The organism is Aneurinibacillus aneurinilyticus ATCC 12856 (assembly GCF_000466385.1).
Lineage (GTDB): Bacteria > Bacillota > Bacilli > Aneurinibacillales > Aneurinibacillaceae > Aneurinibacillus > Aneurinibacillus aneurinilyticus.
In genome coordinates, this window is sequence record NZ_KE952755.1 from 1 (window position 1) to 23,101 (window position 23,101).

At 37.5% G+C, this 23,101-nt stretch carries 8 protein-coding genes; 7 read left to right on the forward strand and 1 reads right to left on the reverse strand.

Annotated features, from left to right (window positions below; translation table 11 throughout):
- Positions 1-554: 554 nt before the first annotated feature.
- On the forward strand, positions 555-974 hold the full coding sequence (locus tag HMPREF0083_RS09035) for a YfmQ family protein (protein ID WP_021620943.1): 420 nt from the start codon (positions 555-557) through the stop codon (positions 972-974).
- A 225-nt stretch (positions 975-1,199) separates the two neighbouring features.
- On the opposite strand, the gene HMPREF0083_RS26315 is transcribed toward HMPREF0083_RS09035, so the two are convergent.
- Positions 1,200-2,201, reverse strand: coding sequence for a peptidylprolyl isomerase (locus tag HMPREF0083_RS26315; RefSeq protein WP_021620944.1), 1,002 nt, complete (start codon positions 2,199-2,201; stop codon positions 1,200-1,202).
- A 377-nt stretch (positions 2,202-2,578) separates the two neighbouring features.
- On the opposite strand from HMPREF0083_RS26315, the gene HMPREF0083_RS09045 reads away from it, so the two are divergent.
- The 6 genes from HMPREF0083_RS09045 (at position 2,579) to HMPREF0083_RS09070 (ending at position 23,086) form a co-directional block, all read left to right on the forward strand.
- Complete coding sequence (locus HMPREF0083_RS09045; RefSeq protein ID WP_021620946.1) at positions 2,579-3,355, forward strand: uracil-DNA glycosylase; 777 nt, start codon at positions 2,579-2,581, stop codon at positions 3,353-3,355.
- A gap of 356 nt (positions 3,356-3,711) precedes the next feature.
- Positions 3,712-4,425, forward strand: coding sequence for a 4'-phosphopantetheinyl transferase Gsp (gene gsp, locus HMPREF0083_RS09050; protein WP_051354597.1), 714 nt, complete (start codon positions 3,712-3,714; stop codon positions 4,423-4,425).
- Between the two features lie 289 nt (positions 4,426-4,714).
- On the forward strand, positions 4,715-5,485 hold the full coding sequence (grsT, locus tag HMPREF0083_RS09055) for a gramicidin S biosynthesis thioesterase GrsT (RefSeq protein ID WP_040302188.1): 771 nt from the start codon (positions 4,715-4,717) through the stop codon (positions 5,483-5,485).
- Positions 5,486-5,511: 26 nt separating this feature from the next.
- Positions 5,512-8,781: a gramicidin S non-ribosomal peptide synthetase GrsA gene (gene grsA / locus HMPREF0083_RS09060; RefSeq protein WP_021620949.1), complete on the forward strand. Its 3,270-nt coding sequence runs from the start codon at positions 5,512-5,514 to the stop codon at positions 8,779-8,781.
- Between the two features lie 71 nt (positions 8,782-8,852).
- On the forward strand, positions 8,853-22,205 hold the full coding sequence (gene grsB, locus HMPREF0083_RS09065; protein ID WP_021620950.1) for a gramicidin S non-ribosomal peptide synthetase GrsB: 13,353 nt from the start codon (positions 8,853-8,855) through the stop codon (positions 22,203-22,205).
- Between the two features lie 83 nt (positions 22,206-22,288).
- Positions 22,289-23,086, forward strand: coding sequence for an ABC transporter transmembrane domain-containing protein (locus HMPREF0083_RS09070; protein ID WP_021620951.1), 798 nt, complete (start codon positions 22,289-22,291; stop codon positions 23,084-23,086).
- The last annotated feature ends 15 nt before the right edge of the window (positions 23,087-23,101 follow it).

A 23,101-nucleotide genomic window follows, 5' to 3' on the forward strand; every position in this document is an offset into this window, starting at 1 on the left:
TGTAGGGCCTAGACAGCTACGGCGACAGGGGTCCACAAAAAAAAGAGGGGATGATGAATGAAAGACTTTTTTGCTTAATGATGCTTGCTAATGTGAGCCTTCTATTTCCAAACAAAATTTGAAAAGTGGATGGGTCATATCTTTGTGAATTGGATCGTGTGTTTTTTTAAATGATCTTTATTATTAAAAAAGAATGGTGTTTATTCGTCTATGTTTCGATGGCGAAGTCGGGGTCATGCACCATGCCCATCAAGTTAACGATAAAGAAACGGTATTCCAAATAAAATTAGGCTGTTTTTGTAAAGCATAATGTCGCGATAAAAAATATTGTTTTATAATACAGGGTGCTTTGAATTCATTCGCTTCCTTTTTTGTAACTTTATGATATGGAATTATTTTGGCTTGATGGACATGAGGGAGCACCCTGGTTTACTGTTTACACTTCCTGGTAGCTTTATAAAGTTTCACAATAATGTGCATAAATTAACTAATGCACTATGATAATATGAGTTATGTAATGATATTATTTTAGAATGTAAAGGAAATGATAAAATATGACAATCTGGTTTATACTTTCGCTAGTTCTTATGGGTTTTATTAAATTATTAGTGACGTGTCTTCCAAACTCTGTTGCAGGCTCGTTTTTCAGCAAATTTGAATTGCATCCAAAACTTAATGAAGAGACTGTCACTGTAACCATCGACGGGAAACGCTTGGAAGGCGAAGACAAAATTCAAGTTGTTAATCATTTTAACGAAGCGATATTTTTAGAACAATATGATTTTCCTCCAAAGAACAGTGGGTCCCCATTGATCATTGATGCTAAGAGGGGCAAAAACGATGTTAGGTTTTTTGTATACAGTTACAATGATCGCGTTGATGTATTTAAAAAATACAAAAAGAAAGTCGTCGCATATCGTCTGCGGTCCAAAAGCCTTCAAAACCATTCTATGCTTTTAAATTTACAGCACTAATTGTAATACTGGGTACGAAAGCGATAGATGAAATGACCGCTGGAGCTATAAGCCTTTACAATGCTCTCATTAAGCACTTGATCAGAGTACAAATTTTTTTGATACGTATAATATAAGTGAATAAAAGCAGGAATTTAGCCATATTTGGCTGATTCCTGCTTTTTTCTGGAACATGAACTGAATTTTGTACCGGATTATTCTCTTTTATTACTTTGAATACTACGATTACTCGTCTGGTACTGTTTGATTAGGTATAAATTGTTCGGAATTCGGTTGTTGTGACTGTTTTTTTATCATGGAAGCAGGGATGTTCTCCTTTGTAATGATTTTCTGAAGCTTTGAATTGAAAAAATCGTTTTCTTTTTCCAGGGCAAGCGCGCGCTCAATTTGCTTCTTCACCTCATCATATGTTTGTTCGCTTCGTTTTTCGACCCGCATAATATGGTATCCGTATTCCGTCTCAATCGGTTCGCTAATTTCATTCAATGGAAGGGTCATAGCCGCATCACGATACGCTTCCACTGTTTGTCCAAGCGGCTGTGCTTCATTGTATTGATACAATCCGCCTGTTTCTGCACTTCCTGTATCATCCGTATTTTCTTTTGCCAGTTTGGCAAAATCTGCGCCAGAGCGCAGTTGTTTTACAAGACTCTCCGTTGTTTTCCTTGCTTCTTCTTTGGAACGTTCTTCTGTACTGATAAGGATATGGCGTACATCGGCCTGTGTAAAGAAACCCTGTTTTTTCCCTTCTTCATATTCTTTCTTTTTCTTGTCATCCGGAATATCTTTTGAGAAGTAGGAAATCATTTTTACCTGATCCAAGAAAAAGGCCTTCACTGCATCTTTTGTTACATGGTTATCAGCATAGTATTGCTCTGTATTTTTCTCAGTACCGAACTGTTGTTTCAGCGCTGTTTCAAACTGACTAAAGCTCTTTTCTGCTTCTTTTTTTATTTCGTCTGTTTCTTTCACTTGGTTAGCGATATAGCGATTCATAATTTGAAAATGCAGAATATATGTTAATGCTTCTTTATCGCCTGCTTCAAGAGCTGCTCCAGTAGCTGGATCGATTGCTTTTACCAATTGTATGTATTTCTTATATTCAGATTCACTAATTTCCTCTCCGTTCCCGTACTCAGCTACTGCTGGTCTAATTTGACCAGCGATAATGAGAAGTACAAGGACAAATATTAAGACCAAAAGTCCATAATTTTTGTTTATTCGCATACAAGGGTTCCTCCTAGAGTTTTCTCTAGCGATAATATACAAAAACTATGGGAAAATTATTAAGAAATTATGGGAAATTGTGAAGGAATGGTTTGCAAGAAAATACTGTGAAATAGAAGAGATGCATTAAAATGCCAAGTGTAATCAGTTTATGTTAAGCAGGGTTTGAGAATAGCGGTATTTACACATGTAAGCAGCTGTAGTGTATACAGCATTAAAAAAGCAAGATAAAATTGACAAAGGAGGCACTGTACAATAAAAGTAAATGAAGAAGCCTGGGCGCAAGGTAGAAAAAACCACCCGGTAGATGCTTGCAGGTACAAACTTTAATAAAAAAGGGATAAAAAATTAAACAATGTATATAAGGAGTTGTCGATATGGTACAACAAACAGCTGATTCACAGTCCTCAATCTTTTTAACTTCAATTCAAATTCATCCGTCATGGGATGCTTTCTTTCAACAGGCACATATTCAGCAGGAATTAACCAATATTCAAAACATAATTGGTCAGTCATTTACACCGGCTCCGGAGCGAGTCCTACGATTTGCAACTGTTAATCTAGCGGATGTGAAGGTCATTATTTTAGGAAAAGATCCGTATCCGCAAGAAGGTGTTGCAACAGGTCGAAGCTTTGAAGTGAATGGGGTAAGCAACTGGTTTGACAAGAAAGTGAATAGTTCACTGAAAAATATCATTAAACTTATGCACAAGACTTATATGAAGCGGGATGTAGCGGCAAGCATTGCTGAAGTTCGGGCCGATATTCAATCCGGAACATTCCCGGTTCTCCCTCCTGATCAAGCGTTTGATAATTGGGAGAAAAAAGGCGGACTTTTTTTGAATACGGCATATACGTGCCAAATAGGAGGAATTGAAGCATCAGGAAGCCACCTGCAAATATGGAGGCAGTTCTTTGAGGCACTCCTGCAATACATAACAAAAAGTAATGCGGGTATTCGCTACTTTTTATGGGGAGATGCCCGCAAGTATGAGAAAAAATTAGTTCGGAATGGCGTTGCTCCAGAGCATATCTATCTGAGCCTGCATCCTAGCACAAACGGGGATACAGGAGGTTATGAGAATAACACCCGGTTTTTAAATTGCCCATGTTTTCTTGAGACAGAGGATATGATTGAATGGGTTACCCGATGACCCTTATTGCCTAGGAAGAAGGGTGTTATTTTGAAAAAAACGATAAAATTGATATTTCAAGGCTGCTTCCTATTCACAAGAACAGCCTTTTTTTATTGTGCTATTTCTTTATTGTTCACTTACATCTACTGATGATCCATCCTTGTTATTTGCTCGCTGGGCATACAGTTCTATCAGAGCATGAAAGAATTTGATTAAACAAGGAAAAATGTAGGATTTATTATAGGTAAGCTGTCTTGAGGGTTTACAAGCACCAATAATATTTGGTTTATTAATATATTATAGAAGCCCTATATAGTTACATTAGTCTGATGCTTATATTATGCAAATATTACAAAGGTATAGGTAAACAAAAAATGATAGAAATATTATTTATAAAAGTTCCAAGCAAAATTGATGAACATGTGTTTAACTCCCTGATATCAAATGTAAGTAAGGAAAAACAGCAGACGTTGTTTCGGTATGTTAATGTGAAAGATGCTTATCGCTCTCTTTTAGGAGAATTACTTATTAGGAAATATTTAATACAAATACTAAACATTCCGAATGAAAAAATTTCATTCCGGAAAAATGAATATGGAAAACCTTTTGTTGATTTCGGTATTCATTTTAATATTTCACATTCTGGTGACTGGGTCGCATGTGCAATTTCAAATTATCCTGTTGGTATTGATATTGAACGCATTTCGGAGATAGATATTAAAATAGCAGAACAATTTTTTCATGAGAATGAATATATCTGGTTGTTATCTAAAGAACAAAACAGTCAGGTTGCTTCTTTTTTTGAGCTTTGGACGATTAAAGAGAGTTACATAAAAGCTATTGGTAAGGGCATGCATATACCCATTCATTCATTTTGGATTGATAAAAAACAAATACAAACAGTAATTTATAAACAGGGTAAAAAAGAACCTGTTACGATTTATGAACTAGAGTTGATTGAGGGATACAAGCTTTCCTGTTGTTCTTTGTTCCCTTCTGCAATGGATTTGTCTATTGCTACATTGCAAGTAGAAGAATTGTGCAATCTGTTTTTAGATTCTACATTTTCTGAAAATAATAACTTTTAATTACTGTATTGAAAAAAAATGTAAAATGGAATAAGCTAAACTCAAATAAGGTAAATAATGTATTTAGGTGATTTTTCTTCCACTCAATGCAATTCAACCAGTGAAAATTCCTTTTAAAAGATCGTGTTATTATTTTATTTGTAAAATAAAAAACGGCTGCCTCAAGATTTAAACATACTACGATTATCCACTCGAAATTCATTTCATAAGTAATTTATTCTTACATACACTTTTACATAAATTGGTTTTTGGATTAGAGATTAAAAATAAATAATAAGGAGAGGTGAATGTGACATTTATTTCACAAGTAAATAAATGGTTTGTCAATGCTAATTTAAATCCAGCTGCAAAGCTTAGGCTATTCTGTGTTCCATATGCAGGTGGTGGTGCTTCCGTCTTTCATGAATGGAGCCACTTTTTTCCGAAGGAAATTGAAATTTGTTCAATTCAATTACCTGGAAGAGAAAATAGAGGGATGGAAGATCCGCTAACAGATTTGCAACAGATAGTAGAAATAGCAGCTGAGGAAATACAACCATTAATAAATATTCCGTTTGCCTTTTTTGGACATAGCATGGGAGCATTAATAAGTTTTGAACTGGCCCGTAAAATACGGCAGAAGAATAATGTTAATCCGGTTCACCTGTTTGTTTCGGGACGCCATGCACCTCAAATCCCATGTACAAAACAAGACTACCATCTACTTCCTGATGATCAATTTATACAAGAGTTGCGCTTATTGAATGGAACTCCTGAGATAGTGTTACAAAATGCAGAGATGATGGGCATATTACTTCCAAGGCTTCGGGCTGATTTTTCTGCTTGCGGATCATATCAGTACAAAAACAACGAGCCTCTTGATTGCCCAATTACTGCTTTTGGAGGGAAGGATGATATAGGTGTTACTTATCAATCGTTAGAAGCCTGGAGGGAGCAAACCAAGAAGGAATTCTCTGTATGTATGTATCCGGGCGACCACTTTTTTCTTTATGACAACCAACATGAAATGATTGAATTTATGTGTAAACAATTACATTTGCTATTAGCTCCTAAAATATAAATGACTATTTTTTATAGGGGGTATATATGTTAAACCAATCTAAAAGTATCCTGGAAGAAAAAGAGCAATACCCATTTGCTGTGAACAACACCAAAGCAGAATATCCGCGTGATAAGACGATCCACCAATTATTTGAAGAGCAAGTTAGTAAAAGACCAAACAATGTAGCAATTGTATGTGAAAATGAGCAGCTTACCTACCACGAACTTAATGTGAAGGCGAATCAGCTAGCAAGAATATTTACGGAAAAAGGTATTGGAAAAGATACCCTTGTCGGAATTATGATGGAGAAATCTATTGATTTATTTGTAGGTATATTAGCTGTTTTAAAAGCGGGCGGAGCATATGTCCCGATAGATATTGAATATCCTAAGGAAAGAATTCAATACATTCTTGATGATAGTCAGGCAAAAATGCTGCTTACTCAGAAGCATCTGGCCCACTTAATTCATAATATTCAATTTAATGGACAGATAGAAATTTTTGAAGAGGATACGATCAAGGCTAGAGAAGGAACAAACCTGTATGTACCAAGCAAATCGACCGATCTTGCCTATGTTATTTATACTTCTGGCACAACAGGCAACCCGAAAGGTACAATGCTGGAGCATAAAGGAATAAGTAATCTAAAAGTATTTTTTGAAAGTAGTCTTAACGTGACTGAAAAAGATAGAATTGGCCAGTTTGCCAGCATTTCTTTTGATGCTTCTGTATGGGAGATGTTTATGGCTTTATTAACAGGGGCTAGTCTGTATATTATCCTGAAGGATACAATTAATGATTTTGTGAAGTTTGAACAATACATTAATCAACAGGAAATTACAGTCATTACGTTACCACCTACTTATGTAGTCCATCTTAATCCAGAAAACATTTTTTCCATAAAAACGCTAGTTACAGCAGGTTCGGCTACTTCCCCTTCCTTAGTAAACAAGTGGAAGGACAAAGTAACTTACATAAACGCATATGGCCCTACAGAAACAACTATTTGCGCGACTACGTGGGTGGCCCTTAAAGAAATAGACGGTCATTCAGTTCCGATTGGTGCACCAATTCAAAATACACAAATTTATATTGTCGATGAAAATCTTCAACTACAATCGGTTGGTGAAGCTGGTGAATTGTGTATTGGCGGAGAAGGATTAGCAAGAGGATACTGGAAGCGTCCGGAATTAACCGCCCAGAAATTCGTCGCTAACCCGTTTGTCCCAGGAGAAAAGTTGTATAGAACAGGGGATCAGGCAAGATGGCTGCCTGATGGAAACATTGAGTATCTTGGGAGAATAGATAATCAGGTAAAGATTAGGGGGCATCGGGTTGAGCTAGAAGAGGTTGAGTCTGTTTTTCTAAAGCATATGCATATTAGGGAAGCTGCAGTAAGTGTGCACAAAGATCATCAAGAACAACCGTATTTGTGTGCCTATTTTGTATCGGAAAAGAATATAACGTTAGAGCAATTAAGACAATTTTCGTTAAAAGAACTACCAACGTATATGATTCCTTCTTATTTTATTCAATTAGACAAAATGCCGCTTACATCAAATGGGAAGATTGATCGAAAGAAGTTGCCAGAACCTGATTTAACTTTCGGAATGAGAGTAGATTATGAAGCGCCGCGCAATGAAATCGAAGAAATTCTTGTTACTATCTGGCAGGATGTATTGGGTATTGAAAAAGTCGGTATTAAAGATAATTTCTATGCATTAGGCGGGGATTCTATTAAAGCAATACAAGTTGCTGCTCGTTTACATTCGTATCAATTGAAGCTGGAAACAAAGGATTTATTAAAGTATCCAACGATCAGTCAACTTGTTCATTATATAAAGGATAGTAAAAGAAAAAGTGAGCAAGGTATTGTGGAAGGTGAGATCGGACTTACACCTATTCAGCATTGGTTCTTTGAACAGCAATTTACGAATATGCATCATTGGAATCAGTCATATATGTTATATAGACCAAAGGGATTTGATAAGGAAATCCTGCTAAGGGTATTTGAGAAAATTGTTGAACATCATGATGCATTGCGCATGATATATAAACATCAGGATGGAAAAATCATACAGGTAAATCGTGGGCTTGAAAGTAAGCTGTTCGACTTTTATACCTTTGATTTAACTGCAAATGATAATGAACAACAGGTGATTTATGAAGAAGCGGCCCGATTACAGAGTAGTATAAATTTGGATACAGGCCCTTTAGTAAAGATAGCGTTGTTTCATACCCAAAATGGTGATCATCTGTTTATAGCGATTCATCATTTGGTTGTCGATGGTATTTCCTGGAGGATTTTGTTTGAAGATCTGGCAACAGCTTATGAACAGGCAATGCATCAACAAACAATTACCTTACCAGAGAAAACAGATTCATTTAAGGACTGGTCCGTTGAATTAGAAAAATATGCGAACAGTGAAGTGTTTCTAAAAGAGGCCGAATATTGGTATTATTTGAATTATTATGTCGAAAATGTTCGAATTAAGAAAGATTATGTTACCATAAACAATAAACAAAAAAATATACGTTATGTAGGAATTGAGTTGACGATAGAAGAGACAGAAAAATTGATAAAAAAGGTAAATAAAGCGTATCGAACAGAAATTAATGATATTTTATTAACGGCACTTGGGTTTGCACTCAAGGAATGGGCTGATATTGATAAAATTGTAATTAACTTAGAGGGACACGGACGGGAAGAAATACTAGAACAGATGAACATATCAAGAACGATAGGTTGGTTTACCTCCCAGTATCCTGTTGTACTTGATATGCAAAAGTCAGATGATTTATCTTATCAAATTAAACTAATGAAAGAAAATTTACGCAAGATACCTAACAAAGGAATTGGATATGAAATTTTCAAGTATTTAACAACTGAATATTTACGGCCTGCTTTACCTTTTACATTAAAGCCGGAGGTGAACTTCAACTACTTGGGGCAATTTGATACAGACGTACAGACTGAATTATTTACTCGTTCTCCTTATAGCATGGGGAATTCGTTAGGACCAGACGGAAAAAATAATTTAAGTCCAGAAGGAGAAAGCTATTTTGTACTCAACATTAATGGTTTTATTGAAGAAGGTAAGCTTCACATCACCTTTTCTTATAGTGAGCAGCAGTATAGGAAGGAAACCATTCAGCAATTGAGTCAGAGCTATAAGAAACATCTTTTGGCTATCATTGAACATTGTGTACAGAAAGAAGATACGGAATTAACTCCAAGTGATTTTAGTTTCAAAGAACTTGAATTAGAAGAGATGGATGATATTTTCGAGCTGCTGGCCGAGTCATTAACGTGAGTATAACCGACTAAATCTATATATTTTATATGTGAAAATACTTTGAAATTTTATTTTTGTGAGGTGTTAGCATGAGTACATTTAAAAAAGAACACGTTCAGGATATGTATCGTTTAACTCCCATGCAGGAAGGGATGCTGTTCCATGCATTACTTGATAAGGAAAAAAATGCCCACCTGGTACAAATGTCCATTGCGATCGAAGGTACAGTAGATGTGGAATTGCTTAGTAAAAGTCTGAATGTATTGATTGATAGATATGATGTGTTTAGAACAACATTTTTGCATGAAAAGATTAAACAACCGCTTCAGGTAGTATTAAAGGAACGGCCCGTTCAGCTTCAATTTAAAAACATATCATCCTTAGATGAGGAAAAAAAAGAACAGGTTATTAGGCAATATAAGTATCAAGATGAGGAAACAGTCTTTGATTTAACAAAAGATCACCTGATGAGAGTAGCTATTTTCCAAACGGGTAAGGTTAACTACCAAATGATCTGGAGCTTCCATCACATTTTAATGGATGGCTGGTGCTTCAACATTATATTTAATGATTTATTCAATATATATGTGTCATTAAAAGAGAAGAAACCCCTTCAGTTAGAGCCAGTGCAACCATATAAACAGTTTATTAAGTGGCTTGAAAAACAAGATAGGCAGGAAGCTCTCCGCTATTGGAAAGAATATTTAATAAACTATAGTCAATCCGCAGCAGTGCCTAAAAAGAAAGTTTCTATTAATCATACCACGTATAAGCCAGCACAGTTTCATTTTGCATTTGATAGGGCACTTACCCAGCAGCTGCTTCGTATTGCCAATCAAAGCCAAGTTACACTAAATATTGTTTTTCAAACATTATGGGGGATTGTCCTTCAAAAGTATAATTCTACGGATGATGTTGTATATGGTTCTGTTGTCTCAGGCCGGCCTTCTGAAATCTCGGGAATTGAAAAAATGGTTGGTTTATTTATTAATACTCTTCCATTACGTATCCAAACGCAAAAAGATCAATCATTTGTCGAATTAGTAAAGGCTGTTCATCAAAGTGTCCTTTTGGCACAACAATATGAGTATTTTCCTTTATATGAGATACAGAATCATACAGAATTAAAACAGGATTTGATTGATCATATTATGGTAATTGAAAATTACCCTTTAGTAGAAGAGTTGCAAAAGAATAGTATCATGCAAAAAGTAGGGTTTACAGTTCGTGATGCCAAGATGTTTGAGCCGACCAATTATGATATGACAGTGATGGTTTTGCCCCGTGACGAAATTAGTGTCCGACTTGATTACAACGCAGCTGTTTATGATATAGATTTCATAAAAAAAATTGAAGGTCATATGAAAGAAGTAGCTTTGTGTGTAGCAAACAATCCATATGTGCCCGTACAGGACATTTCCCTGCTTACACAACAGGAAAAACAACATTTATTGGTAGAACTTCATGATTCGATGACAAGGTATCCTGATAAGACTGTGCATCAGTTGTTTACAGAACAGGTAGAAAAAACACCGGATCATGTAGCAATCGTATTTGAAGGGGAGAAGGTAACGTATAGAGAGCTGCATGATAGATCCAATCAATTGGCCAGATTCCTAAGGGAAAAAGGCGTAAAAAGGGAAAGCATCATAGGGATTATGATGGAGCGTTCAATTGAAATGATTGTTGGGATTTTAGGGATTTTAAAAGCTGGTGGAGCTTTTGTCCCTATTGATCCCGAATATCCAAAAGAAAGAATCGATTATATGCTGGATTCTGTACAGTTAGTACTCACACAGCGCCAGTTAAAGGATAAATTTGCTTTTACGAAAGAAACGGTAGTGATTGAAGATCCAGGTATTTTACAAGAATTAACTGAAGAAATGGATTATATTAATGACTCGGAGGACTTATTTTATATTATTTATACATCAGGAACAACAGGTAAGCCAAAAGGAGTCATGCTAGAGCATAGGAATATTGTTAATCTGCTTCATTTTACTTTCGAGAAAACAAATATCAACTTTAATGACAAAGTATTGCAGTATACAACATGCAGTTTTGATGTATGCTATCAGGAAATTTTTTCAACGCTATTGTCTGGAGGACAATTATATCTGATTAGGAAAGAAACGCAACGAGATGTGGAAAAATTATTTGATTTAGTAAAACGTGAAAACATTGCAGTGTTATCTTTCCCTGTGGCATTTTTAAAATTTATTTTTAATGAAAAGGAATTTATTAATCGTTTTCCAATTTGCGTGAAACATATTATCACAGCAGGAGAACAATTAGTAGTTAACAATGAATTTAAGCGTTATTTGCATGAACATAACGTGTACTTGCACAATCATTATGGTCCATCGGAAACGCATGTTGTTACTACTTATACGATTCATCCCGAAGCTGAAATTCCTGAATTACCGCCAATAGGAAAGCCTATCTCCAATACGTGGATTTATATTTTGGATCAAGAACAACATTTACAACCACAGGGAGTTGTAGGAGAGTTATATATTTCAGGTGCCAATGTTGGAAGAGGATACTTGAATAATCAAGAATTAACGGCGGAAAAATTCTTTGCAGATCCCTTTAGGCCAAACGAAAAAATGTATCGAACAGGGGATTTGGCAAGGTGGCTGCCAGACGGAAATATCGAATATTTAGGCAGAGCCGATCATCAGGTGAAAATTAGGGGACATCGAATAGAACTTGGTGAAATCGAGGCGCAATTATTAAATTGTAAAGGTGTAAAAGAAGCTGCTGTTATCGATAAAGCAGATGACAAAGGTGCAAAATATTTATGTGCTTATGTTGTTATGGAAGCAGAAGTAAATGACACGGAGCTTCGGAATTATTTAGGGAAAGCTTTGCCTGATTACATGATCCCGTCGTTCTTTGTTACATTAGATCAGCTTCCGCTTACACCAAACGGAAAAATAGATAGAAAATCACTTCCGAATCCAGAGAAGGTTGTAAATACAAACGTAAAATATGCAGTACCTACAAATGAGTTAGAGAAAAAACTGGCTAAAATTTGGGAGGAAGTACTTGGAATTCCTCAAATCGGTATACAAGATAATTTCTTTTCGTTAGGCGGACATTCTCTTAAGGCCATAACGCTTATCTCCCGTATGAACAAAGAGTGTAATGTGGATATCCCTCTACGCTTGCTGTTTGAAGCACCGACGATTCAGGAAATTTCCAATTATATAAATGGAGCAAAGAGGGAGAACTACGTTGCGATTCAACCTGTACCACAACAACAGTATTATCCTGTATCATCAGTCCAAAAAAGGATGTTTATTCTTAATGAGTTTGATCGCTCAGGTACAGCCTATAATTTGCCTGGTGTTATGTTTCTGGATGGAAAATTGAATTACAAACGTCTGGAGGAAGCGGTAAGAAAATTAGTTGATCGGCACGAAGCGCTGCGTACTTCCTTTCATTCAATTAATGGGGAACCGGTTCAGCAGATACACCAAAATGTAGAATTACAGATTGCTTATTCAGAGTCAACGAAAGATCAAGTGGAGCGAATTATTGCGGAATTTATGCAGCCGTTTGCTCTTGAAGTGGCTCCGCTGCTTCGGGTAGGGCTGGTTAAATTAGAGGCGGAACGTCATCTATTTATAATGGATATGCATCACATCATCTCGGATGGAGTGTCCATGCAAATTATGATTCAAGAAATTGCTGATTTGTATAAAGGAAAGGAGCTTCCTGCGCTAGGCATTCAGTATAAAGATTTTACGATTTGGCATAATCATCTGCTTCAATCGGAGGCCATTAAAAAACAAGAAGCCTACTGGCTGGATGTATTTGCAGAAGAGATCCCGGTATTGAATCTACCGACCGATTATTCAAGACCAACCAGTCAAAGCTTTGATGGCAAGAGATTTACATTCAGTACAGGAAAGCAGCTTATGGATGATTTATACAAGGTAGCAAAGGAAACAGGAACAACGCTATATATGGTGTTACTTGCAGCATATAATGTTTTCTTGTCGAAGTATTCCGGGCAAGACGATATTGTTGTAGGAACACCGATTGCTGGTAGAGCCCATGCTGATGTGGAAAATATGCTAGGGATGTTTGTAAATACATTGGCAATAAGAAGTCGTTTAAATCATGAGGATACATTTAAGGATTTTTTAGCAAATGTAAAACAAACGGCTTTGCACGCCTATGAAAATCCAGATTACCCATTTGATACGCTTGTTGAAAAGCTGGGTATACAGAGGGACTTAAGTAGAAATCCATTATTTGATACGATGTTTGTTTTGCAAAATACAGATAGGAAGTCTTTTGAGGTTGAACAGGTAAAGGTTACACCGTATGTTCCAAATAGCCGACACTCTAAATTTGATCTTACATTAGAGGTTAGTGAAGAACAAAATGAAATTCTATTTTGTTTGGAATATTGCACTAAATTGTTTGTGGATAAAACAGTTGAAAGAATGGCTGCTCATTTCTTACAGATTTTGCGTGCAATTGTTGGGAATCCGGCGATTATAATATCAGAAATTGAGCTGCTGACTGAAGAGGAAAAACAACACATTCTATTCGAGTTCAATGATACGAAAGCCACATATCCACATATGCAAACGATTCAAGGATTATTTGAGGAACAGGTGGAGAAAACACCTGACCATATTGCAGTCGTATGGGAAGAACAAACATTGACGTATCGGGAACTTAACGAAAGAGCGAATCAGGTTGCAAGGATTTTACGGCAAAAAGGAGTTCAACCTGATAATATTGTAGGATTGCTGGTCGAGCGTTCACTTGAAATGATTGTGGGCATCATGGGAATTCTGAAAGCAGGAGGAGCATACGTACCTCTTGATCCAGAATATCCTGAGGATAGAATTTCGTACATGATACAGGATTGTTGTGTCCACATTATGCTTACCCAACAGCATCTCTTACATTTAGTACATGATGGATTTGATTGTGTTGTTTTGGATGGAGAAAGTTTGTATCAGGGAGATTCTTCTAATTTAAATCCGGTTAATCAGGCAGGGGATTTAGCTTACATCATGTACACTTCTGGTTCTACAGGAAAGCCTAAGGGTGTTATGGTGGAACATCGAAATGTGATTCGTCTTGTGAAAAATACGAATTATGTTCAGGTGCACGAAAATGATCGGGTGATACAGACCGGAGCAATTGGGTTTGATGCACTAACGTTTGAGCTATTTGGCTCCTTGCTGAATGGAGCCGGAGTGTATCCTGTTGCTAAAGATGTGCTATTAGATGCAGAGAAACTACGTGAATTTTTACAGGTGAATCAAATTACGATTATGTTTTTAACCACTCCATTATTTAACCAATTATCACAAGGAACCGAAGAGATGTTTGCAGGTCTTCGTTCCCTAATTGTAGGTGGAGATGCCTTATCTCCAAAACACATTAATAATGTAAAGCGCAAATGTCCTAATCTGGCTATGTGGAACGGTTATGGTCCAACAGAAAACACCACTTTTTCTACATGCTTTCTTATTGATAAAGAATATGATGACAGTATTCCGATAGGGAAGGCCATTAGTAATTCAACAGTGTATATCATGGGTCGGTATGGCCAGCTTCAGCCTGTGGGTATACCCGGAGAGTTATGTGTAGGAGGGGATGGGGTTGCCAGGGGATATATGAATCAGCCTGCATTAACAGCCGAGAAGTTTGTCCCAAATCCATTCGTTCCTGGCGGAAGAATGTACCGTACAGGGGATTTGGCAAGGTGGTTGCCTGATGGAACAATTGAGTATTTAGGCCGTATCGATCACCAGGTGAAAATCAGGGGTTACCGCATTGAACCAGGAGAGATTGAAACACTTCTTGTAAAGCACAAAAAAGTCAAAGAAGCTGTAATTATGGTAGTAGAGGATAATAATGCACAAAAGGCTCTATGCGCTTATTATGTTCCAGAAGAAAAAGTAACGGTATCTGAACTAAGGGAATATATAGCCAAAGAGTTACCTGTTTACATGGTTCCAGCCTATTTTGTACAGATTGAACAAATGCCTCTTACACAAAATGGTAAAGTGGATCGAAAGGCGTTACCAAAACCGGAAGGTGAATGTGGTACAGCAACTGAATATGTAGCGCCGAGCAGTGACATTGAAATAAAGCTGGCAGAGATTTGGCACAATGTACTAGGAATAAACAGAATAGGGGTATTGGATAACTTCTTTGAATTAGGCGGTCATTCGTTGAGAGCTATGACGATAATTGCCCAGGTGCATAAAGAGTTCGGTGTTGAATTACCATTAAAAGTGTTATTCGCAACACCAACGATCTCTGCATTAGCTCAATATATTGCTGATGGAGAAAAAGGAAGATATTCGGCCATTCAACCTGCTGCACTACAGGATTACTATCCGGTATCATCTGCGCAAAAGAGAATGTATATCCTTTATGAGTTTGAAGGGGCTGGCATTACTTATAACGTACCTAGTGTAATGTTTATAGAAGGAAAGCTGGATTATCAACGCTTTGAATATGCTATAAGAAGCCTGGTCAATCGACATGAGGCGCTGCGAACGTCTTTCTATTCAATTAATGGAGAACCGGTTCAGAAAATACATCAAAATGTAGAGTTGCAGATTGCTTATTCAGAGGCGAAAGAAGACCAGGTAGAACAGATTGTAGAAAGCTTTGTTCAGCCATTTGATCTTGGCCTCGCTCCGCTGCTTCGGGTAGGGCTGGTTAAATTGGCATTGGACCGCCATTTATTCTTAATAGATATGCATCATATCATCTCAGATGGTGTATCCATGCAAATGATAACAAACGAATTCGCTGACTTATATAAAGGAAAAGAGCTTGCTGAACTGCGTATTCAGTATAAAGATTTTGCTGTATGGCAAAACGAATGGTTTCAATCTGATGCTATTGAAAAACAAGAAGCTTATTGGTTGAATACCTTTGCAGAGGAGATTCCGGTATTAAATTTATCGACTGATTATCCAAGACCAATGATTCAAAGCTTTGAAGGGGATATTGTCACATTTAACTCGGGAAGGCGACTTGCAGAGGAATTGAAACGCTTGGCTACAGAAACAGGAACTACTTTGTATATGCTTCTGCTGGCCGCGTACAATGTACTTTTACACAAATACTCCGGACAGGAAGAAATTGTAGTGGGAACACCTATTGCCGGGCGCTCTCATGCGGATATGGAGAATATTGTTGGTATGTTTGTCAATACGCTTGCATTGAAAAACACACCTATAGCTGCACGTTCCTTCCGCGAATTTCTGTTGGAAGTAAAACAAAATGCTTTAGAAGCCTTTGAAAATCAAGACTATCCATTTGAGAATTTGGTAGAAAAGCTGCAAGTACGTCGTGATTTAAGTCGCAACCCATTATTTGATACGATGTTTAGCTTGAACAATGCGGATGAACAAGTAGGGATAGAAATTGAGGGATTAAGCTTCCGCCCTTATGAAATGCAGTATTGGATTGCCAAGTTCGATATATCATTAGATGCTTTAGAGAAGCAGGATGAGATTCAATTTTATTTTAACTATTGTACGAATTTGTTTAAAAAAGAGACGATGGAGCGATTGGCGACCCATTTTATGCATATTTTGCAGGAGATTGTCACTAATCCTGAGGTGAAATTATGTGAAATCAACATGCTGTCCGAGGAAGAACAGCAGCGCGTCCGATATGATTTTAACGCTACAGACGTAACCTATGCTACAAATAAAACGTTCCATCAGCTATTCGAGGAACAGGTCGAAAAAACACCGGATTCTGTAGCGGTAATAGATGAAAAAGAAAAGCTTTCGTATCGGGAATTAAATGCGAAAGCGAACCGGCTTGCACGAGTGCTGCGGCAAAAGGGAGTACAGCCCGGTAGTATGGTAGGGATCATGGTAGATCGTTCACTTGATATGATTGTAGGGATGCTTGGTGTCTTGAAAGCAGGGGGAGCGTATGTACCTATTGATATAGATTATCCACAGGAACGAATTAGCTACATGATGGAAGATAGTAGGGCAGTGCTTTTGTTAACACAACAAAAATTAGCACAACAAATTGCGTTTCCCGGGGACATTTTGTATCTAGATCAAGCGGAATCGTTCCATGAGGAAGCTTCCAATTTAGAACCTGTTGCTCATCCGCAAGATATAGCCTATATCATTTATACATCTGGTACAACAGGCAAGCCAAAAGGTGTAATGATTGAACATCAAAGTTATGTGAATGTAGCAATGGCATGGAAAGATGCTTATCGATTGGATACGTTTCCGGTCCGTTTGCTTCAAATGGCTAGCTTTGCTTTTGACGTATCTGCGGGTGACTTTGCAAGAGCACTACTTACAGGTGGACAATTAATTGTGTGTCCAAATGAAGTGAAGATGGATCCGGCTTCCCTATATTCCATCATTAGGAAATACGAGATTACTATTTTTGAAGCAACGCCAGCTTTAGTGATGCCATTGATGGAGTATATTTATGAACAGAAGCTGGATATTAGCCAGCTACAGATTCTAATTGTTGGATCGGACAGTTGTTCAATGGAAGATTTCAGAACCTTGGTTTCCCGATTTGGTTCAACAATGCGTATTGTAAACAGCTATGGGGTAACCGAGGCATGCATCGATACCAGCTATTATGAACAGCCACTTTCTTCGTTACATGCAACAGGAACAGTACCGATTGGAAAACCTTACGCTAACATGAGAATGTATATTATGAATCAATATTTGCAGGTTCAGCCTGTGGGTGTAATTGGGGAATTATGTATTGGAGGGGCCGGGGTTGCTCGTGGCTATTTAAATAGAGCGGAATTGACAGCAGAAAAGTTTGTCCCTAATCCTTTTGTTCCTGGTGAAAAACTATATCGAACAGGAGATTTGGCAAGGTGGATGCCGGATGGAAACGTAGAGTTCCTTGGTCGAAATGATCATCAGGTGAAAATCAGAGGGATTCGGATCGAGCTTGGAGAAATTGAAGCGCAGTTGCGTAAACATGACAGCATAAAGGAAGCAATTGTGATCGCCAGAGAGGATCACATAAAGGAAAAATATTTATGTGCGTATATGGTGACTGAAGGAGAAATAAATGTAGCCGAACTGCGTGCCTATTTAGCAAACGAACTGCCTGTAGCAATGATTCCATCCTACTTTGTATCGCTTGAAGCCATGCCCCTTACTCCTAATGGAAAAATTGACAAACGATCTTTGCCAGAGCCTGACAATTCTGTATCAATAGGAACAGAATACGTAGCTCCACGTACTATGCTTGAGGGACAACTAGAGGAGATATGGAAAAATGTATTGGGGTTGCAACGTGTAGGTATTCACGATGATTTCTTTACAATAGGCGGACATTCATTGAAGGCTATGGCTGTTATTTCGCAGGTGCATAAAGAATGTCAAGCTGAAGTTCCGTTGCGTGTCTTATTTGAAACACCTACTATTCAAGGGATGGCTAAATATATAGAAGAGACGGACACGGAACATTATATGGCGATCCAGCCGGTTAGCAAACAAGAATATTATCCAGTATCATCGGCACAAAAAAGAATGTTTATTGTTAATCAGTTTGATGGAGTAGGAATTAGCTATAACATGCCTTCTATCATGCTGATTGAAGGAAAGCTTGAGCCGCAACGTTTAGAAACCGCCTTTAAAAGACTAATACAACGACATGAGAGCCTTCGAACATCTTTTGAAATAATAAATGGTAAGCCTGTACAGAAAATTCATGAAGAAATTGATTTCAACATGTCTTATCAGGTAGTTTCTAATGATCAGGTAGAGAAGATGATTGATGAGTTCATTCAACCTTTCGATTTAAGTGTTGCGCCATTGCTTCGTGTAGAACTTTTAAAATTGGAAGAAGACCGCCATATACTTATATTTGATATGCATCATATTATCTCGGATGGTATATCCTCCGGTATTTTGATGAATGAATTAGGGGAGTTATACCAAGATAATGCTTTACCGGAGCTTCGTATTCAATATAAGGATTTTGCTGTATGGCAAAATAAGTGGTTTCAGTCAGAAGCTTTTAAAAAGCAAGAAGAATATTGGTTGAACGCCTTCGCGGATGAACTTCCGATTCTGGACATACCGACGGATTATTCAAGACCGATGCAACAAAGCTTTGACGGGGCTCAGCTTACGTTTGGAACAGGAAAGCAGCTTATGGATGGGCTATACAGGGTAGCAGCAGAAACGGGAACAACGCTTTATATGGTTTTGCTTGCGGCATACAATGTTCTTCTTTCTAAATATTCTGCTCAAGAAGATATCATTGTAGGAACACCGATTGTGGGCAGATCCCATGTTGATCTTGAAAACATTGTCGGGATGTTTGTCAATACATTAGCAATGAGAAATAAACCGGAAGGCGAAAAGACGTTTAAAGCATTGGTATTAGAAGTAAAACAGAATGCCCTGGAAGCTTTTGAGAATCAGGATTATCCATTTGAAGAGCTGATCGAAAAGCTGGAGATACAAAGGGACTTAAGCAGAAATCCATTATTTGATACGCTCTTTAGCCTTCAAAATATGGACGAAGAATCATTTGAACTAGCCGGATTAACATGTCAACCTTTTGACGTGGCAAGCAAATTGGAACAGGTCAAGTTTGATTTGAGTCTTGTAGCAGTAGAGGAAGAGGAAGAGATTGTATTTGGGCTTCAATACTGCACGAAACTGTATAAGAGAGAAACAATCGAACAAATGATTCAACATTTCATTCAAATAGTAAAAGCAATTGTAGAAAATCCTGATGTTAAATTACATGATATTGATATGTTAAATGAAGCAGAGAAAAAACAAATTATGTTTGAATTTAATGATACGAAAAGGCAATATCTGCACAACCAAACAATGCAAGAATTATTTGAGGAGCAAGTAAGAAAAACACCTGAACATATCGCAATTGTATGGGAAGGGCAAGCATTGACCTATGATGAGTTAAACATAAAAGCCAATCAGTTGGCCCGTGTATTACGAGAAAAAGGGGTTGCACCTAATCGTCCTGTAGCCATTATGGCAGAACGTTCATTAGAGATGATTATAGGAATGTTTGGTATTTTGAAAGCAGGAGGGGCATATGTCCCAATTGATCCAGCCTATCCACAAGAGCGCATTCAATATTTGCTTGAAGATAGCGGAGCTACGCTGCTGCTTGCCCAGCCGCATGTACTAAATAAATTGCCAGTCGATATCGAATGGATGAATCTTACGGATGAACAAAATTATACAGGGGACGGTGCCAATCCCCCATTTATAAATCAGTCTACAGACCTTGCCTATATTATTTATACATCCGGTACAACGGGCAAGCCTAAAGGGGTCATGATTGAACATCAAAGTATTATTAACTGCCTGCAATGGCGGAAGGAAGAATACGGATTCGGACCGGGAGATACAGTACTGCAAGTATTTTCCTTTGCCTTTGATGGGTTTGTAGCGAGTTTATTTGCTCCGATTTTTGCAGGTGCAAAATCTGTGCTGCCTAGGGAGGAAGAAGCAAAGGATCCGGTTGCATTGAAAAAACTGATTACATCGGAAGAAATTACACATTACTATGGTGTGCCTAGTTTATTTAGTGCTATTCTTGCTGTTTCTTCTCGTAATGATATGCAAAATTTACGTTGTGTCACTTTGGGAGGAGAGAAATTACCGGCTCAAATCGTTAAAAAAATTAAAGAAAAAAATGGGGGAATTGAAGTTAATAATGAATATGGACCTACTGAAAATAGCGTAGTAACTACCATTATGCGCAATATTCAGGTGGAACAGGAGATTACTATAGGTCGCCCATTAGCTAATGTAGAGGTGTATATCGTCAATCATAATCATCAATTACAACCGGTAGGTGTAGTGGGAGAGCTATGCATTGGCGGACGGGGGCTTGCAAGAGGATATTTGAATAAACCGGATCTTACAGCAGATAAATTTGTTTCAAATCCATTTGTACCTGGTGAACGTATGTATAAAACCGGGGACCTTGCGAAATGGCGTTCAGATGGAATGATTGAATACGTAGGACGTGTGGATGAACAGGTGAAAGTAAGAGGATATCGGATTGAGCTTGGCGAAATTGAATCAGCTATTCTGGAATACGAAAAAATCAAGGAAGCGGTAGTCATCGTTTCGGAGCACACTACGTCCGAACAAATATTATGCGCTTATATTGTAGGGGAAGAAGAGGTTTCGACCCTGAATCTAAGAAGCTATCTAGCAAAATCACTACCAAGCTACATGATCCCAAACTATTTTATCCAGCTGGATACCATGCCTCTTACACCAAACGGTAAGGTGGATCGCAAGGCACTGCCCGAGCCTCAAACAATCGGCTTAATGACAAGGGAGTATGTGGCGCCAAGAAATGAAATCGAAGCGCAGCTCGCATTTATTTGGCAAGAGGTATTGGGAATAGAATTAATCGGAATTACCGATAATTTCTTTGAATTAGGGGGACATTCTTTAAAGGCAACGCTTTTAGTTGCAAAGATTTACGAGCATATGCAAATAGAGATGCCGTTAAACATTGTGTTTAAACATTCTACCATTATGAAAATAGCGGAATATATTATGCTTCAACAATCAGAAAATAAGGTGCACCAGCCTATTCCGGTAAACGCAGAAGCAGAGGAAGATACTTTATCTTCTACAGACAGGAAGCCAAGAACAACTGTAGAACTACCTATTCTGTTAAACGAAGAAGCGGAACGAAACGCCTTCTGCTTTGCGCCTATCGGTGCACAAGGTATTTTTTACAAAAAGCTTGCTGAGCAAATCCATACTGCATCATTATACGGCTTTGATTTCATTGAAGACGATGATCGAATTCAACAATATATTGAAGCGATGGTTCAAATCCAATCAGACGGACAATATGTACTAATCGGGTATTCTTCAGGAGGGAACTTAGCTTTTGAAGTGGCAAGACAAATGGAAAAGCAAGGATATCATGTATCCGATTTGGTCTTGTTTGATGTGTACTGGAAAGGAAGAGTTTTTGAACAAACAAAAGAAGAGGAAGAAGAAAACATCAAAGTAATCATGGATGAACTAAGGGAAAATCCGGGAATGTTCAATATGACTCGTGAAGAATTTGAACTGTATTTTACGAACGAATTTGTAAAACAAAGTTTCACACGAAAAATGCGTAAATACATGAGTTTTTATACGCAATTAGTTAATTATGGGGAAGTAGGGGCTACAATTCACCTTATACAAGCAGAATTTGAAGAAGAAAAAATTGACGAAAATGAAAGATTCGATGAAGAAGAAAAGACGTATTTGGAAGAAAAATGGAATGAAAAAGCATGGAGCAAGGCAGCAAAAAGATTTGTAAAATACAACGGATACGGTGCCCATTCTAACATGCTAGGGGGGGATGGTTTAGAGAGAAATTCCTCAATCCTTAAACAAATATTGCAAGGGACATTTGTATTGAAGTAGAAAGAGAATGCTTGTAAATCCCCCTAAACAGAATAATTTCTTTTTAGGGGGATTAAAAAATAAGTTTTATTGAGGAGCAACGCATGATTTTTCGAGAAAAAGATTGTCCGAATGAGGGTAAGTCTGTTTTTCGCTGGATTTTATCATATGTTAAACCTTATCGTTTTTGGGTAGTACTCTGTATTGTGACTTCTCTAACTGTCGCTATTGTAGAAATATGGATGGGTATGTTAATAAAAAATATGATAGACAATACAACTGATTTTCAAAAGCTGCTCAGTATTGCTTACATTGGTTTCGGTTTAACGGTCGTCGGGTTTATATGTAAATATTTCATTAAATATTCTGCTGCAAAATTTAGCTCATATGCTTTGAAGGATTTGAAAAACTGTGTTGCCCATCATATCGAAAAATTACCCATGTCAACGATGGATAAGTATCATTCAGGAGATCTTGTGTCTCGATTATCTAATGATGCAATGGTGTTGCAGAATTTTTTGCATCACCATTTTTTTCAGATTTTCTATATGCCTATTGTTTTCATAGGTGCACTCACTTTGTTGATTTTTACCAATTGGAAATTAATTTTGTTTAGTATATCCATATTGCCCATAGCTGTATTTGTTATGGGAATTATGAGTAAACCTGTAAGTAAATACTCTGAACAACTACAAGAAAGCTTAGGTCAGGCTAATTCAATCGCACAGGACACCATTGCTGGCATGCAAATGGTCAAAGCTTTTAATTTAAGAGAATCATTGTTTAATAAGTATTTATTGGCTATGGACATTGTGTTGAAAAAAGGCCTGCAGGTAGAAAGAAGACGTGCATTGATGATTGCTCCAGGGGTTATCCTGTTTTCTTCTCCCTCTATAAATTAAAGTTTTTCTTGCGAA

Coding starts and splice junctions, on each gene's coding strand:
- HMPREF0083_RS09070 (WP_021620951.1), top strand. CDS start 22,289: ATGATTTTTCGAGAAAAAGATTGTCCGAATGAGGGTAAGTCTGTTTTT.
- grsA (WP_021620949.1), top strand. CDS start 5,512: ATGTTAAACCAATCTAAAAGTATCCTGGAAGAAAAAGAGCAATACCCA.
- HMPREF0083_RS09045 (WP_021620946.1), top strand. CDS start 2,579: ATGGTACAACAAACAGCTGATTCACAGTCCTCAATCTTTTTAACTTCA.
- gsp (WP_051354597.1), top strand. CDS start 3,712: ATGATAGAAATATTATTTATAAAAGTTCCAAGCAAAATTGATGAACAT.
- HMPREF0083_RS09035 (WP_021620943.1), top strand. CDS start 555: ATGACAATCTGGTTTATACTTTCGCTAGTTCTTATGGGTTTTATTAAA.
- HMPREF0083_RS26315 (WP_021620944.1), bottom strand. CDS start 2,201: ATGCGAATAAACAAAAATTATGGACTTTTGGTCTTAATATTTGTCCTT.
- grsB (WP_021620950.1), top strand. CDS start 8,853: ATGAGTACATTTAAAAAAGAACACGTTCAGGATATGTATCGTTTAACT.